We start from the raw sequence: 13,996 nt of genomic DNA, 5'->3' as shown, positions 1-13,996 counted from the left end.
TGTGCGCCACTTCGAGTTCGTCAAGTCCAGCTACAGCAGTGGAGATGGCGAGTGCGTCGAAGTGGCCCGCAACGTCCCGGGTGCCGTCGCGGTTCGTGACTCAAAGTGTCCTGACGGCCCGGTACTTGTCGTGAATCCTTCTGCATGGAGCTCGTTCCGGGCCGCTGCCCGCTGTATGGACATGAACTGATTTCGGGGAACTGCCAGTTCAGGGTTTTACGATCTCCAGTGACAACCACGGCCAGAAGTGGGTCAAGATCGTCCGCAACATTCATGGCGCCGTTGCCGTACGCGACTCCAAGCGGCCCTGCGGCCGTGTGCTCGTATTCGCGGCCGCCAGCGGGGGTGTTTGGGTGGCTGGTCCTGAGAGGTGCGGGGCGTCTTCCTGATGGGGTGTCGGTAGCTGGGGGGCGGGCGAGGGTGAGGATGCGGTTCCGAGGGGAGACTTCAGTTGCCGAGCGATGGTCATGCCGCGCTGGCGTCTCCGAAGGAACCGAACGGGGAGGGCGGTCAGCGATGGACTATCAGTTCGCCAAGTCCAGCCACAGCACTATGAACAGCGATTGCGTCGAGGTCGCCCGCAACGTCCCCGGCTCCGTAGCCGTGCGCGACTCCAAGCGCCCCCAGGGCCCCGTGATCGTCGTCGCGCATGCCGCCTGGGCAGCCTTCGGAGCCGAGTTGTGCCGCTCGGAGACCTCCGCCTCGTGATTGACCTGCTGCCCAGTACTGCTTGAAGCGCTGGGCGTGGCGTCGTACGCGGGTACGGATGGCCCGGCGCGGAGTGGTCCTACCGGTCGGCGGGAGCCACCGGCCCCTGGGCGATCAGCACGTCGGCCTCGTGGCGCCAGCCGAGCGACGAGTAGAGCAACTGGCCTTCCTTGCTGGCGATGAGAAGTCCGGTACGGGCGCCCTGGGCCACGGCGGTTTCCGCCAGCGCGCTCATCACGGCGCTGCCCAGGCCGCGTCGCTGGTGTGCCGCGTACGTCTCGATGCGATCGGCGATCGCGTCGGTGCCGACCACGGCGATGGTGCCGTTCGCCGCCACCTCGCCGGAGGGGGTGCGGAGGGTGACGACCGTGACGGGCCCCTCCGTGCGGACCTCGCGCTCGTACGGTGCGGCGGGTGCGTGCTGCGGGTGCGCGGTCAGGTCGGTGGTCATGAGCCACTCCGCCCGGTGGAGCACCTCCAGTCCGGCGGTGGCGAAGACGGCTTCGACGGCGTCCGGGTGCAGCGTGGGTACCGTGAGCCAGGTGGGCTGTCGCGCGGCGGCGACGATGTCCGCCAGCCGCGTCAGGGACTCGGGCTCTACGTCCGCACGCAGTGCGACTATCTCGACGGCGCGGCTGGGCAGGCCGCACTCGGACCGCAGGCCGTTGTCGTCCCCGGCGGACTCGACCGGCTCGGCCTCGGGCAGGGAGCGCGCCACGGACCAGCCGTTCAGCCAGCGTCGTATCAGCTCTGATTCGATGTTCGTCACCGGGCGATTAGAGCACGACCGCAAGCGGGGACGGGCGAGCTGTCGACCCCCGCCGTCCGTCGCCCGTGAGCGTCGTGGGGAGCTCCTGGCAGGCTGGCATTCCGCGAACCCAGGTTCTCGACCGGCATCTTCATCGCAACCACTCTCGGTAGAATGGGACTTGATCCTCAGGGTCTGTTTCAGGCGTGATCGAAGGGCCGTGATCGGAGAGTCCGGGGATGCTGCTGCCGCTCACCCAGGGGAAGACCGAATTCGTCGAGGTCGTCCGTATCACCGATCCCGCCAGGCACCTCACTTCCAAAGACCTGGCGGGCGACAGTGCCGCCTTCTGGGAGGGCGACCAGGCCCAGCAGGTCCTGTCCCTGATCGCCGGCCTGCCGGGCGGTGAGCTGCACCGCTGCTTCCTCCCGGGCTGGGGTATCCGTGCCTACGACTCGGCCGATCAGCTCTTCGAGATCGCGTTCTGCTTCCGCTGCCACGGTGCCCGCATGTGGGGGCCGGATCTTCCTGCTGGGCAACGAGCCCAGAACTTCGACGGGGAGAGCCCTGCCGCACAGGAACTGCTGCGCCGGTTTCGCTCCTGCCTGCCGGAGTGAGGTGCGGTTCTCGCAGGCCGCTGGTGATCTTCTGACCCGGAGGGTGACGGACGGCGGTCACCCGGCGACGGCCGAGGCGAGCCGCGCGATCGGGTCGCCGTGGACCCGGTGCTGCGAACGTCCGCCGGGCCAGGTCGAGAAGCCGTCGCCGCTCCACCGGGGGATCACGTGGAAGTGCAGGTGGGGCACGGACTGCTCCGAGCCTGGGCCGCTGGCGTTGAGGACGTTGACCCCGTCGGCCCGGAGCGCGGACCGCATCCTGTCGGCGACCAGCCGCACCAGAGCCATGGTCTCCGCGAGGACCTCCGGCGGGGTGTCGAAGAGGTCGGCGAAGTGCGAGGTCGGGACGACCAGGGTGTGGCCGGGGGCGATCGGCGTGAGCGGGGCGAAGGCGGAGGCTACCGGCCCACGAGTGACCCACCGGGCCGAGTCCGCCTGGATGAGAGCGCAGAAGACACAGTCCATGAGGTCCGACCCTGGCAGACGCGACCGGGGCAGCCCACCCGGGGAACCGGACACGCGGGCGCGCTCCGACGCGCCGCCCGCATGGCGGGAGTTGACGCCACCGGTGCCGGGGCCGCCGGGGGTGCGTCAGCGTTCCGACAGGAACGTGCGCCCGGGGATTGACCCGCGTCGACGGGGTGCGGGAGATTCGCCGGATGATCTCCGATCCGGTTGTCCCGACGATGGTGCTGGTCATGGGAGTGGGGTTCGCCTGCGCGGGGGCTTTCCTGCTCACGCCCCGGGGAGCGGCGTGGATGCTCCGCGGGTATGAGCGCCGGCGGCAGCGGATGGCCGAGGTCGGCCGGAGTCGCCGGGAGATCGTCCGGGTCGCCGGGCTGCCGCTCTCTCGCGTTACCTCGGCCTGGTGTGGGTGACCGTGGGTTCGGCCGCCGCCGTCGTCTGCGCGTACCTGCTCGCCTCCGGCTGAGCCGCGTGCGCTGAGCTGCGTGCGCTGAGCCGCGTCCGCCGAGCGCGCCCCTGTGCGCGCCCCCTCGGCCGAAGGGCCCCGCGCGATCCTCCGCGCGGAGCCCTTCGGGGTGTCCGTACCGTCCGGTGATCAGCTCACGCGGCCGGGGCCAGCACCACGTAGGCGGTGCCGGGGACCGAGGCGGTGCCGTCGGCGTAGAGGGCGGTCACGCGGTAGAAGTGCGTGGTGCCCGGGGCGGCGGACTTGTCGGTGACGCTGGTGCCCGAGTACGGCGAGGGGGCCGCCGCGATCGTCTCGTAAGCCTCGGTGGCCGGGTTCCAGCGCTCGACCGTGTAGCCCGTGGCGTCCGTGACCGGCTGCCAGGTGAGCTGCACGCCGCCGGTGGAGGCTTCGTCGGCGGTGACGGTGACCGGGGAGCCCTCCGGGGTCGCGACCGTGGGAGTCAGGTCCCGCTCGGTGACGGTCACGACGGGGTTGATCTCGGGGTCGCGCATGCTGTTGTTGCCGGAGGTGTCCTGCACGTCGATGAAGTAGCACCGCTCCTCACCGTCGGGCAGCCGGACATCGGTGTACGAGGTGGCGGTGGCGCCCACGTACGCGGAGCTCACCGCGTAGCAGACCGAGGTGCCCTCCTCCTCGTCGGTGACCAGCTCGCCGATGAGGACCCGCTGGCGCGCGATGTCGGCCTCGCCACCGTTCTTCCAGCTCAGCTCGACGCCGTAGTCGGTCGCCTCGGCGGACAGGCCGGTGACCGGTGCCGGGGGCGTCAGGTCCTCGTACAGCGTCGTGGTGGTGACGCTCGCCGAGGCCGCGGACTCCTTGCCGGTGGCGTCGAACGCCTTGACCACGTAGTGGTACGTGGTGCTCCCCACCGGATAGTCGTCCGTCCAGGTGAAACTGCGGCTGCCGTCCGTGAGCAGGGTGGAGGCGACGACGTCGGCGGCGGGAGCGGCCTTGGTGTCGACGGGCAGGGCCTTGGAGCGGTAGACGTGGTAGCCGGCGACGGAGCCGTCCGTCGTCGCCCGGATCCAGGAGAGCGTGACCGAACTCTTGGCCGGGACCGCCGTCAGGCTGTGCGGGGCGGCGACGGTCCGGTGGGCGGAAGCGGCCGTGTACGTCGCGGGGGTGTAGGCGGAGGTGCGCCCGGCGCCGTCCACGGCGGCCACCCGGTACTGCCACTGCGCGGACCGGGCGACAGCGGTGTCGTTGAGGGTGGTTCCGGTCACCGACACGGTGGTGGCGGTACCGGCACCGCTGCGGTTCAGCAGATAGCGGGTCGCGCCCGCCACCGGCTTCCAGGTGACCGTGATGCCGGTGTCGGTGCCCGTGGCGGTGAGGCCGGTGGGCGTGGTCATGAGCGGCGACACCACGGGGACGTCGGCCGAGCCGGTGGAGACGTTCCCCGCCTTGTCGACGGCGCGGACCTCGTAGTAATAGGTCTTGCCGGGAAGGGGGTTGAGGCCGGTGTAGCTGGTGGCCCCGCCCGCGGCGACCTGGGTGTACGTGGTGGTTCCGGCCAGGCGGCGGTAGATCCGGTACCCGGCGAGGTCCATCTCCACGCTCGCCGGATAGGTCATTTTGACCTTGCCGGACGCGGTGTCGTGGACGACCTTCACCCCGGTCGGGGTGCGGGGCTTGACCTTGTCGACCGTCTTCGACGTGCGGGGGGCGTAGCCGAACTTGACGTTGGCGGCGCCCGTCCAGTTCACGTAGTCCACGCGCAGGGTGTGCTTGCCGGACGGGATGGTGACGTTGACCGACTTCGACACGGTGGCCGAGCCGTTCTTCCAGATGTCGATCTTCCGTACGCCGTCGAGGTAGACCCGCACGCCGTCGCGCGCGGAGGCGGCGAAGGTGAAGGGGCCGCCGCCGCCGAAGTCGCGGGTGACGGAGTAGCGGACGGCGAAGTTGTCCTTCGGCAGACCGGCCAGGGGTGCGTTGTTGCCCCAGTTCTGGTCCATCGCGTTGTCGCAGTCGGTCTTCTTCGGCGTACCGGCGAACGTGGTGTTCGCGTAGAAGGTGCGCGTGAAGTAGTTCGTCTTGCAGACCACCGTGGCCGCCGCCGCCGGAGTGGCGCCGATGGCCGAGAGCAGCGTGCAGGAGGTCGCCGCGACGGAGAGGGCCGCGACGGAGCGGAGCCGTACGCGGGAACGAGGTATCACGTGGGGAGGCCCTTTCGGACAAGGGTCGTCGAGCACGACGGGAGTGGAGCACGGGGGGAGGGGCCCGGTGCGCGGAGCGCGCGCGGTCCGGACCCCTCCCGTGGCACCGGTGGTGCCGGGGACTACTTCTTGAAGCCGTAGTCCAGGAGCTTCTTGACGTCGGTCGTGCGGGTGGCCTCGGTCGAGGAGGCCAGGACGGCGCCGATCACCGTCTTGCCGTTGCGGGTCGCGGCGAAGACCAGGCAGTACTTGGCGTTGCTGCCGGAGCCGGTCTTGATGCCGATCATGCCGCTGTAGCTGCTCAGCAGCTTGTTGGTGTTGGTCCACGACATGTAGCGGTAGCCGCCGCTCTTCGTGGTGACCTTCTGCTTCGTCGACTTCGTCTTGACGAGGGCGCGGAAGGTCGAGTTCTTCATGGCGCTGCTGGCGATCTTCGTCAGGTCGCGCGGGGTCGAGTAGTTCGAGCCATTGCTTATGCCGTCGAACGAGTCGAAGTGCGTGTTCTTCAGGCCGAGGGCCTTCGCGTCGGCGTTCATCTTGCCGAGGAAGGACTTCACCCGGGCCGCGCGGGTCGTGCCGGTACCGAACTTGTCGGCCAGCGCGTAGGCCGCGTCGCAGCCGGACGGCAGCATCAGGCCGTACAGCAGCTGGCGCACGGTGACCTTGTCGCCGACGATCAGGTGCGCCGAGGAGGCGCCCTTGGCGACGATGTAGTCGCTGTACGCCTTCTGGATCGTGACGGTGCTGTTCAGGTTGAGGTTCTTCTGCGCCAGCACCACCTTGGCGGTCATGATCTTGGTGGTGGACCCGGTGGGGCGACGGGTGTCGGCGCCCTTGGAGTAGAGGGTCGCGGCGCTGGCGTTGTTCATCACGAACCCGCCGGGCGCGACGACGGTGGGCGTCGGAACCGTGGCCGCCTGCGCGGTGGTGGCGAGCGCCCCACCGGCGATGACGGCACCGGCCGTCAGGGTTACGGTCGCCGCGACGGACGTGCGACGAATGCCCCTCATGCGGATCTTCAAGATAAATGCTCCAAATGCCACTGGAATGCGACTGCATGGGAGCCGCTGATGGTGAGACTCCTGAGACGGCCGCTTGGATGTGCTGGCGCCGGGGCGCGTTTGAACGGCGTGCGGAGCGCTGCGCATCGTAACGCGCGTGGGCGACAGCCCGGTCACCCCTGAGGCGGGCGTTCTTCCTGGTACGGGAGGGGCCCACGGGTTCACCGTGGCGTCCGGATCACGGACGGCTTCCCTCATGCGTCCATGTTGTATCTATGCTGTGTGCATGCCTGCCGCACCTCCCGCATCCCCTGCTGCCCACCGGGCGGAACCCAAACCGCCTCCCGCCGCCGAACGCGTCTACTCCCACGTCAAGGAGGCGGTTCTCGACCGCCGTTACGAGGGCGGGACGCTCCTCACCGAGGGGGACCTCGCCGAAGCGGTCGGCGTCTCCCGGACCCCCGTGCGCGAGGCGCTGCTCCGCCTCGAAGTGGAAGGGCTGATCAAGCTCTACCCGAAGAAGGGCGCGCTCGTCCTCGCGGTCTCCGCGCAGGAGATCGCCGACGTCATCGAAACCCGGCTGCTGGTCGAGGAGTTCGCCGCCCGCAAGGCGGTGCCCGCCTCCCCGCAGCTGATCGGCAGGCTCGAAGAGCTGCTCGCCGAGCAGAGCACCCTCGCGCGGGCCGGGGACCTGGCCGCGGTCTCCGTCGCCGACCGCTGCTTCCACGCCGAGATCGTGCGCAACGCGGGCAACCAGATCCTCTCCCGCCTCTACGACCAGCTCCGCGACCGGCAGTTGAGGATGGGCGTCGCCGTGATGGAGGCGCACCCCGGCCGGATCGCCGCCAACATCGCCGAGCACACGGATCTGTTGGAAGCCATTCGATCGGGTGATGCGGAGGCGGCCGCGGGGGTCGTCCGGCAGCACGTCGGCCGGGTCAAGGTGCTGGTGCGGGGTGAGGACCGATGAGTTCGGCCGCCGCGCCCACCCTCTCGCTGCCCGGAGACCCGCCCGGCGGCCGGCGGGCCGTGTGGATCTGGGGCATCGGGGTCGCCGTCTACTTCGTCGCGATCATCTTCCGTACGAGCCTCGGGGTCGCCGGACTCGACGCCGCGACACGCTTCGACGTCAACGCCTCCGCCCTGTCGACCTTCTCCATCCTCCAGCTGCTCGTGTACGCGGGGATGCAGATACCCGTCGGCCTGATGGTCGACCGGCTCGGCACCAAGAAGGTCCTCGCCCTGGGGGCGATCCTCTTCACCGCGGGCCAGCTCGGCTTCGCGCTCTCCCCGTCGTACGGCACCGCGCTCGCCTCGCGCGCGCTGCTCGGCTGCGGCGACGCCATGACGTTCATCAGCGTGCTGCGGCTCGGCAGCCGGTGGTTCCCGGCCCGGCGCGGACCGCTGATCGGGCAGATCGCCGCCCTCTTCGGGATGGCGGGCAACCTCGTCTCCACCCTCTTCATCGCCCGCGCCCTGCACGGCTTCGGCTGGACGAAGACGTTCGTCGGCAGCTCGCTGGCCGGTGTGCTGGTGCTCGTCCTGATGCTGCTCTTCCTGAAGGACCACCCCGAGGGCCACGAACCGCCGCCCGTGGAGCACGCGGGCGCCGCGTACGTACGCCGCCAGATCGCCGCGTGCTGGCGTGAACCCGGCACCCGGCTCGGGATGTGGGTCCACTTCACCACGCAGTTCCCGGCGATGGTCTTCCTGCTGCTGTGGGGGCTGCCGTTCCTCGTGGAGGACCAGGGGCTGAGCCGGGGCACCGCCGGCAGCCTGCTCACCCTGGTGGTGCTGGCGAACATGTCGGTGGGCCTCGTCTACGGGCAGGTCATCGCCCGCCACCACGCGGCCCGGCTCCCGCTCGCCCTCTCCACGGTCGGGGCGACGGCGGTGCTCTGGGCGGCCACCATCTTCCACCCGGGCCACGCGCCGATGTGGCTGCTGATCGTGTTGTGCGTGGTGCTGGGCGCCTGCGGCCCCGCGTCGATGATCGGCTTCGACTTCGGCCGGCCCGCCAACCCGCCCGAGCGCCAGGGCACCGCCTCAGGCATCGTCAACATGGGCGGCTTCATCGCCTCGATGACCACGCTGTTCCTGGTCGGGGTGCTGCTCGACGCGACCGGCGACGACTACACGATCGCGTTCTCCTCGGTGTTCCTCCTGGAGGCGCTCGGCCTCGTACAGATCCTGCGGCTGCGGAAGCGCGCGGCGGCCCGGGAGCGCGAGCACCACGTGGTCAGCCGGGTGGAGGCGGTGCACGTACCGGTGTGAGGGCTCGTGGGCACTGGTGGCCGGTGGGCGGGTGGCGTCGGGGTCACCCGGTCGCGCCGGTGGCCCGGGTGGCCCGGTGGGCGGGTCACCCGGTCGCGCCGGTGGCTTGGTGGGCGGGGTCACCCGGTTTCGCGGGTGGCCTGCTGGGCGCGGGCTCGGGCGAAGCCCCAGGCGACGAGCGCGGCGGCGAGGACGGTGAGCGCGAGGCCCGCGACCGTGGCGGCCCGCTGGAACTCCGCGGTCTGCCGGGCGCTCCAGTGCGCGTCGGCGACGCTGCCGGTGAACAGTGCGGCGAGGACCGTACCGGCGACCGCGACGGCCGTGCCGGAGCTGACCTCGGACGCGGTGTCGACGAGCGCCGCGCCGGTCGTCGTCCGTCTCTCGGGCAGCCCCCGGAGCACGTTGACCCCGGCGACGACCCCGACCACCCGCATCCCGGCGGCCACCAGCACCAGGGCGAGCGCGACCCACCCGTAGCCGTACCCGCCCAGCAGGGAGTGGACGGCGAGCCCGGCGACGACCGCCGAGGCGCTGAGCCAGGCGGCCCGTACGAGCCCGGCCCGCTCCACGAACGGCCGGACGAACGCGCCGCCGGCGACCAGTACGACTACCTGCGGCAGCATCCCGAGGGCGGCCTGCCCGGGCGACCACCCCCAGTCGAGCTGGAGCCGCAGCGTCACCAGATAGCCGAGACCGGCGGTCGCCAGCCCGGCCGCGGCCTTGAACGCCAGGCCGCTCGACACCAGCGGGGCGGCGAGGAGCCGGAGGTCGAGGAGCGGGTGGCGCGCCGACCGCTCGCGCAGGACGAACAGCACCGCCCCCGCCGCGACCGCCGCCAGGACCGCCCACGGTGCCCAGGAGCCGGCGCCCCGCTCCACGAAGAACGTCGGCGCGAGGAGCGCCGCCACGATCGTCGCCGTACCCAGCACCGCTCCGGCCACGTCCACCGGATCGCGGTGGAGCTCCGCCGCCCCGTCGGGTCCGATGCCCCGGCGTATCCCCAGGAACGCGAGCGCGGCGACGGGTACGTTCACCAGCAGCAGCACCTGCCACGGCGCGACCGCGAGTACGAAACCGCCCGCCGCCGGCCCGACCGCGAGCCCCACCAGGCCCACCGTGGAGATCAGGGTGGTCGCCCGTACGCGCAGCCCGTCCTCGTCGAACAGCCGGAAGGCCAGCGCCATCGAGCCCGGCGTGGTCATCGCCGCCGCGACGCCCGTCACCGCGCGGACCGCGATCAGCTGCCCCGGGGTGGTGACGAACACGGTCGCCAGGCTCGCGACGCCCAGCAGCACCAGCCCGGTGAGCATCACCCGCCGCCGCCCGAACCGGTCGGCCACCGCCCCGAACGCGAGCATCAGCCCGCCGAACACGACCGCGTACACCCCGGTCACCCACTGGAGAGCGGTGGTCGAGGCGTGCGTCTGGCGCCCGATCGTGGGGAGCGCGACGTTGAGGATCGAGTTGTCCAGCATCTCGAAGAGGAACACCGCCGACAGCCCGGCCAGCGCCACCCATGCCTCGCGGAGGGAGCGGGGGGAAGGGGCTGTCACGGGGGTACGGTCCCGGTCCCGGTCCCGGGCTCGTGGTGCGTACGCAAGGACGACGACCGCCTAAGATATAGAGTCCTATCTTACGGAGCTCAGAGTAGGGCTCCGAAATAAGATAGGCAAATCTATCTAAGCGGCCCCGGTGTCAGGCACAGGGCACCAGGGCACCTAGGCGCCAGAGATGATCCTCAAGGAGACGTGATGGCCGAGCGGAGACGCGGACCGGCGCTGGAGAAGGCACTCCTCGACGCGGCGTGGGAAGAACTGACGGCCAACGGCTACGCCCGGTTCACCATGGACGCCGTGGTCCAGCGCGCGGGCACCAGCCCGCCCGTCCTCTACCGCCGCTGGTCAGACCGCGACGCCCTCGTCCGGGCCACCCTCCAGCACGTCATGAAGGGGGCCCTCCTCGACGTCCCCGACACGGGGAGCCTGCGCGGGGACGTCCTCACCCTCATGCGCGAGATCAACGCCACCCGCATCGAACTCGTCACCGTCATGAGCGTGCAGCTCGCCGACTACCACCGGGCCGCCGGCCCCGACGCCCCGCACGCCCCCCTCACCAGCGGGCGCAAGGAAGCCGTCGACGTGCTCTACGACCGGGCCGTCCGGCGCGGCGAGGTCCGGCCGGAACGCCTCACCGACCGCATCAGGTCACTCCCCTTCGACCTGCTGCGCCACGAACTCCTCACGACCTTCGCCCCCGTGCCGGACGACGTGCTCGAAGAGATCGTCGACACGGTCTTCCTGCCCCTGGTCCGCTGACGCCCCTCGTACGGTTCTGTGGACTTACGGAGTCACGGGGTCACCGCGAACCGGTGCAGGATCGCCGCCGCCAGGTCCTCGTCGCCCTCGACCTTGATCCGGTCCGCGACGCTCGACGGGCGCACCCGCCCGCAGGCCAGCCGGTAGTACGTCTCCCAGTCCATCGCCAGCGTCACGGCGGGGCCCAGCGACGGCGAACCGTCGATCGAGCCGTGCCCTTCCGCGTCCACCCGGACCGTACGGAGGAACTCCAGCGGCCCCTGGACGTCGAGCACAACGGCCGAGTTCGCCGGGGCGCCCGCGTCCTTGGCGACGACCTTCGGCAGCGCCTCCAGCAGGGTGTCGCGGACGATGTGGGCGCCCGGGGAGTCGAGGTTGCCGGGCTGCCCGAGCGCCGTACGCAGGTCCTGCTCGTGCACCCACACGTCGAAGGCCCGCATGTGCAGGGCGACTTCGAGGGTCTGCTCGGCACCCAGGGGTGCCCGGACCATCGTCTCGGGGGCGCGCGACTCGTTCCGCAGCTGCCGGGAGCGGCGGATGATCGTGTACTCCAGCTCCGAGGTCATCTCGGGCGAGGTGTGGTGGCGCCGTACGTCGACCTGCATCTCCATGTACCGGGCGTGGTCGCTCTGCACGTGGTAGAGGTCGCGCGGCAGCGTGTGGATGGGCCGCGGGTCGCCGAGCTGCTCGCACTCCACGCCGATGATGTGCGACACGATGTCGCGCACCGACCAGGCGGGGCACGGCGTACGGAGGTTCCAGTCCCCCTCGGCGAGCGGCAGCACCAGCTCCGTTATCGCCTCGATGGAGTGGGTCCAGGCGTCGGCGTAGGTCTGGAGGCTGGGATGGACGGTCACGGGACCCCTCGTGCGGTTCTTCGGTGCGTGGGCTGGAGAGCAGGGAGTGCGGGCGGGTGGGCTGGCACTGACGGCGCTGTCTGCGAGCTGCGTGGGAGGTTCGTTCCTTCGGAAAGTTCCAAGTTACGCTGCGAGCAGGCACCCCGGCAGTGCTTTCGTGTGACGATCGTAGGCCGGTGTTGACGGCTCGAATGCCAGGACGGTGGTACTGTGCGCGCCTCTCTGATCCAGATCGCGGTAAACCCGGACGAACCCGTCAATCACCGCAGGGCGAGGGCGGCTTCGCTCGTGGTCGGCGAGGCGTCAGGTCCGAATCCGGCCGACCTGGTGGTCCTCCCCGAACTCTGGCCGGTGGGCGCCTTCGCCTTCACCCGGTTCGCCGACGAGGCCGAGCCCCTCGAAGGGCCCACCCACGAGGTGATGTCCCGCGCGGCGGCCGAAGCGGGCGTCTGGCTGCACGCCGGATCCTTCGTCGAACGCGCCGAGGACGGCACCCTCTACAACACCTCCCTCGTCCTCGACCCCCGGGGCGAACGCGTCGCCACCTACCGCAAGATCCACCGCTTCGGCTTCGACCAGGGCGAAGCGACCCTGATGGGCGCCGGCGAACACCTCGTCACCGTCCCCCTCCCGGAAACCACCCTGGGCCTCGCCACCTGCTACGACCTCCGCTTCCCCGAACTCTTCCGCGGCCTCGTCGACGCCGGCGCCCAGACCCTCGTCATCCCCGCCGGCTGGCCCGCCCGCCGCCGCGCCCACTGGACCCTCCTCGCCCAGGCCCGCGCCGTCGAGAACCAGGCGTACGTCCTCGCCGTCGGCACCGCCGGCACCCACGCCGACGTCCCCCAGGCGGGCCACACCATCGCGGTCGACCCGTGGGGCGAGATCCTCGCCGAGGCGGGGCCGGACGAGGAGATCCTGCGGGTGGAGTTCGACCCGGCGAAGGTGGAGAAGACCCGGGCGCAGTTCCCGGCCCTGAAGGACCGTCGGCTGGGGGTGGAGCGGCCGGGGGCGGTGGGGTGAGGGAGCGGAGGCGGGTGGGGGGCGGCCGATTCGGGAGGGGTGAGGGCGAAATATCCGAGTCGGTGAAGTTGGCCGGTTCGAGGGGGCAGGGCCGGGTAACGGACCGGGTCGGGAAGAGTGCTCCCCGCGCGTGCGGGGATGGTCCCCAGGCGTACGCGGGCCGGCTTCCCCCCTCGGAGTGCTTCCCGCGGGTGCGGGGATGGTCCAAGCGGCCAGGGGTGCGCGCTCGCCCCTCGCTACGCTGACGGCATGACGAACCGTGAGGGCTTGCGTATCGAACTCGACGGCATTATGCGGGAGTTGGAAGCCAATGGCTCCGACGAGGTCCGGGTGGAGTTCGCCCCGGACGGCCAAGTCGCCATCGCGGTGATCGCCGAAGTGGCGCACCGGGGGCTCGTGGCGGCCAATGACGCGGCCGACAAGGCGGCGCCGGACTCCGCCTGGGGGTCGTTCCTGACGGCGAGTTTCGCGGGTGTCTCCGTGAAGATCGGGTCGCCGTGGAGCGATGAGGCGCTGCTCAGATGGCTCGACGCCTTCGCCGGTGAGCTGCGGGCGGGTGGGCTGTCGGGTGCGCTGCGGGCCACGAAAACCATCAGACTGCCGGAGTGGGTCGCGCAGCTGGATGATCCGATGATGACGGCGTACGTCGCGCTGGCCGCGCCGGGCGATGCCGGTGCGGCGGGCTGGGCCGAGCGGGCCGCGCGCTGGGCGGCCGAGGCGGGAGGTGACGCCTACGTCTCCAGCGGCGGGATGAGTCAGCTGGACACTGCCGGCGACGTGGCGGCCCACCTGGCCTCGACACTGCTCGTGGCTTCGTCCGGCTCGCTGCTGTACGCGGACGCGCGGGCCTCGCGGGCCGCCTTCGCCCACATCGGCAGGAGCGGCCAGGCGACGTACCAGTTCCATGACGCGTCCGCCTCCCCGGAGGCCCGGGCCGGCCGGGCCCGCGCGGCGATCCTCGCCGAAGCGGAGCGCGCGCACTACGCGTTCGTGGCACCGACGCGGTACCCCGCATACCTCTGGGACAAACGTGGCCGAGCGCTGCCGCCGCTGCGGCCGGAGGTCTCCGCCGTCGCACTCCGCATGAACGCAGGCCTGTGGAGCCGGTTCGTCCCCGACGTCCACTGCATGCAGTTGCTCACCGACGAGCATCTGGCGAGGGTCGCGGACCTGTCGCAGTGGACCGTGACGTATGTCACTCCTGGGCGGGCGCTCGTCGAGTCCCCCGATCTGGCCGAGTGGCTCCGCCCCGCCGGACCTGCACCCTCGGTCCTCGACCGTGCGCGTGCCGACTTCGGCCGAGCTCTGGTCTCTGCCGAGGATGTCCGGTAACGCCGCTTGTCGCGCTGAACCCTGATCG

General features: G+C 71.0%; 15 protein-coding genes. 9 read left to right on the top strand and 6 right to left on the bottom strand.

What is annotated here, in order from left to right; genetic code table 11:
• Position 1 precedes the first annotated feature (1 nt).
• The 3 genes from ACWCWD_RS04080 to ACWCWD_RS04070 all read left to right on the top strand — a co-directional run bounded on the left by ACWCWD_RS04080 (position 2) and on the right by ACWCWD_RS04070 (position 708).
• A complete protein-coding gene (locus ACWCWD_RS04080) occupies positions 2–190 on the top strand; it encodes a DUF397 domain-containing protein (protein WP_450770067.1) in 189 nt (62 codons plus the stop codon).
• Between the two features lie 10 nt (positions 191–200).
• On the top strand, positions 201–389 hold the full coding sequence (locus ACWCWD_RS04075; protein WP_450770367.1) for a DUF397 domain-containing protein: 189 nt from the start codon (positions 201–203) through the stop codon (positions 387–389).
• Between the two features lie 127 nt (positions 390–516).
• Positions 517–708 carry a DUF397 domain-containing protein gene (locus ACWCWD_RS04070; RefSeq protein ID WP_450770065.1) on the top strand — a complete coding sequence of 64 codons (192 nt, stop codon included), beginning with the start codon at positions 517–519 and terminating at the stop codon, positions 706–708.
• A gap of 79 nt (positions 709–787) precedes the next feature.
• On the opposite strand, the gene ACWCWD_RS04065 is transcribed toward ACWCWD_RS04070, so the two are convergent.
• Entirely contained in the window at positions 788–1,477 is a 690-nt protein-coding gene (locus tag ACWCWD_RS04065) for a GNAT family N-acetyltransferase (protein WP_450770063.1), read from the bottom strand.
• A gap of 218 nt (positions 1,478–1,695) precedes the next feature.
• Between ACWCWD_RS04065 and ACWCWD_RS04060 the strand changes: the two genes are divergently transcribed.
• On the top strand, positions 1,696–2,073 hold the full coding sequence (locus ACWCWD_RS04060) for a hypothetical protein (protein ID WP_450770062.1): 378 nt from the start codon (positions 1,696–1,698) through the stop codon (positions 2,071–2,073).
• 57 nt (positions 2,074–2,130) lie between these two features.
• Here the strand turns inward: ACWCWD_RS04060 and ACWCWD_RS04055 are convergent, their stop codons facing one another.
• The 3 genes from ACWCWD_RS04055 to ACWCWD_RS04045 form a co-directional block, all read right to left on the bottom strand.
• Positions 2,131–2,538 carry an HIT family protein gene (locus ACWCWD_RS04055; RefSeq protein WP_450770060.1) on the bottom strand — a complete coding sequence of 136 codons (408 nt, stop codon included), beginning with the start codon at positions 2,536–2,538 and terminating at the stop codon, positions 2,131–2,133.
• A 600-nt stretch (positions 2,539–3,138) separates the two neighbouring features.
• Positions 3,139–5,166 carry a PA14 domain-containing protein gene (locus ACWCWD_RS04050; protein ID WP_450770059.1) on the bottom strand — a complete coding sequence of 676 codons (2,028 nt, stop codon included), beginning with the start codon at positions 5,164–5,166 and terminating at the stop codon, positions 3,139–3,141.
• Between the two features lie 122 nt (positions 5,167–5,288).
• Positions 5,289–6,176, bottom strand: coding sequence for a D-alanyl-D-alanine carboxypeptidase family protein (locus tag ACWCWD_RS04045; protein WP_450770057.1), 888 nt, complete (start codon positions 6,174–6,176; stop codon positions 5,289–5,291).
• 277 nt (positions 6,177–6,453) lie between these two features.
• Between ACWCWD_RS04045 and ACWCWD_RS04040 the strand changes: the two genes are divergently transcribed.
• Both ACWCWD_RS04040 and ACWCWD_RS04035 read left to right on the top strand, forming a co-directional pair.
• Complete coding sequence (locus tag ACWCWD_RS04040) at positions 6,454–7,137, top strand: GntR family transcriptional regulator (RefSeq protein ID WP_450770055.1); 684 nt, start codon at positions 6,454–6,456, stop codon at positions 7,135–7,137.
• On the top strand, positions 7,134–8,441 hold the full coding sequence (locus ACWCWD_RS04035) for an MFS transporter (RefSeq protein WP_450770053.1): 1,308 nt from the start codon (positions 7,134–7,136) through the stop codon (positions 8,439–8,441). The genes ACWCWD_RS04040 and ACWCWD_RS04035 overlap by 4 nt, the downstream gene beginning before the upstream one ends.
• Before the next feature lie 119 nt (positions 8,442–8,560).
• Here ACWCWD_RS04035 and ACWCWD_RS04030 read toward each other — a convergent pair whose 3' ends face one another.
• Positions 8,561–9,994: an MFS transporter gene (locus tag ACWCWD_RS04030; RefSeq protein ID WP_450770051.1), complete on the bottom strand. Its 1,434-nt coding sequence runs from the start codon at positions 9,992–9,994 to the stop codon at positions 8,561–8,563.
• 198 nt (positions 9,995–10,192) lie between these two features.
• Here ACWCWD_RS04030 and ACWCWD_RS04025 point away from each other — a divergent pair, with 198 nt between their 5' ends.
• Positions 10,193–10,756: a TetR/AcrR family transcriptional regulator gene (locus tag ACWCWD_RS04025; RefSeq protein WP_450770049.1), complete on the top strand. Its 564-nt coding sequence runs from the start codon at positions 10,193–10,195 to the stop codon at positions 10,754–10,756.
• A gap of 32 nt (positions 10,757–10,788) precedes the next feature.
• Here ACWCWD_RS04025 and ACWCWD_RS04020 read toward each other — a convergent pair whose 3' ends face one another.
• Complete coding sequence (locus ACWCWD_RS04020) at positions 10,789–11,613, bottom strand: maleylpyruvate isomerase family mycothiol-dependent enzyme (RefSeq protein WP_450770047.1); 825 nt, start codon at positions 11,611–11,613, stop codon at positions 10,789–10,791.
• A gap of 210 nt (positions 11,614–11,823) precedes the next feature.
• On the opposite strand from ACWCWD_RS04020, the gene ACWCWD_RS04015 reads away from it, so the two are divergent.
• Both ACWCWD_RS04015 and ACWCWD_RS04010 read left to right on the top strand, forming a co-directional pair.
• Positions 11,824–12,636 (top strand): carbon-nitrogen family hydrolase, encoded by an 813-nt coding sequence (locus ACWCWD_RS04015; RefSeq protein ID WP_450770046.1) that lies wholly within the window; start codon positions 11,824–11,826, stop codon positions 12,634–12,636.
• A 249-nt stretch (positions 12,637–12,885) separates the two neighbouring features.
• Positions 12,886–13,968, top strand: coding sequence for a hypothetical protein (locus ACWCWD_RS04010; RefSeq protein ID WP_450770044.1), 1,083 nt, complete (start codon positions 12,886–12,888; stop codon positions 13,966–13,968).
• Positions 13,969–13,996 lie beyond the last annotated feature (28 nt).

The organism is Streptomyces sp. NPDC001493 (assembly GCF_053597235.1).
This window is presented reverse-complemented; position numbering and strand designations above follow the sequence as displayed.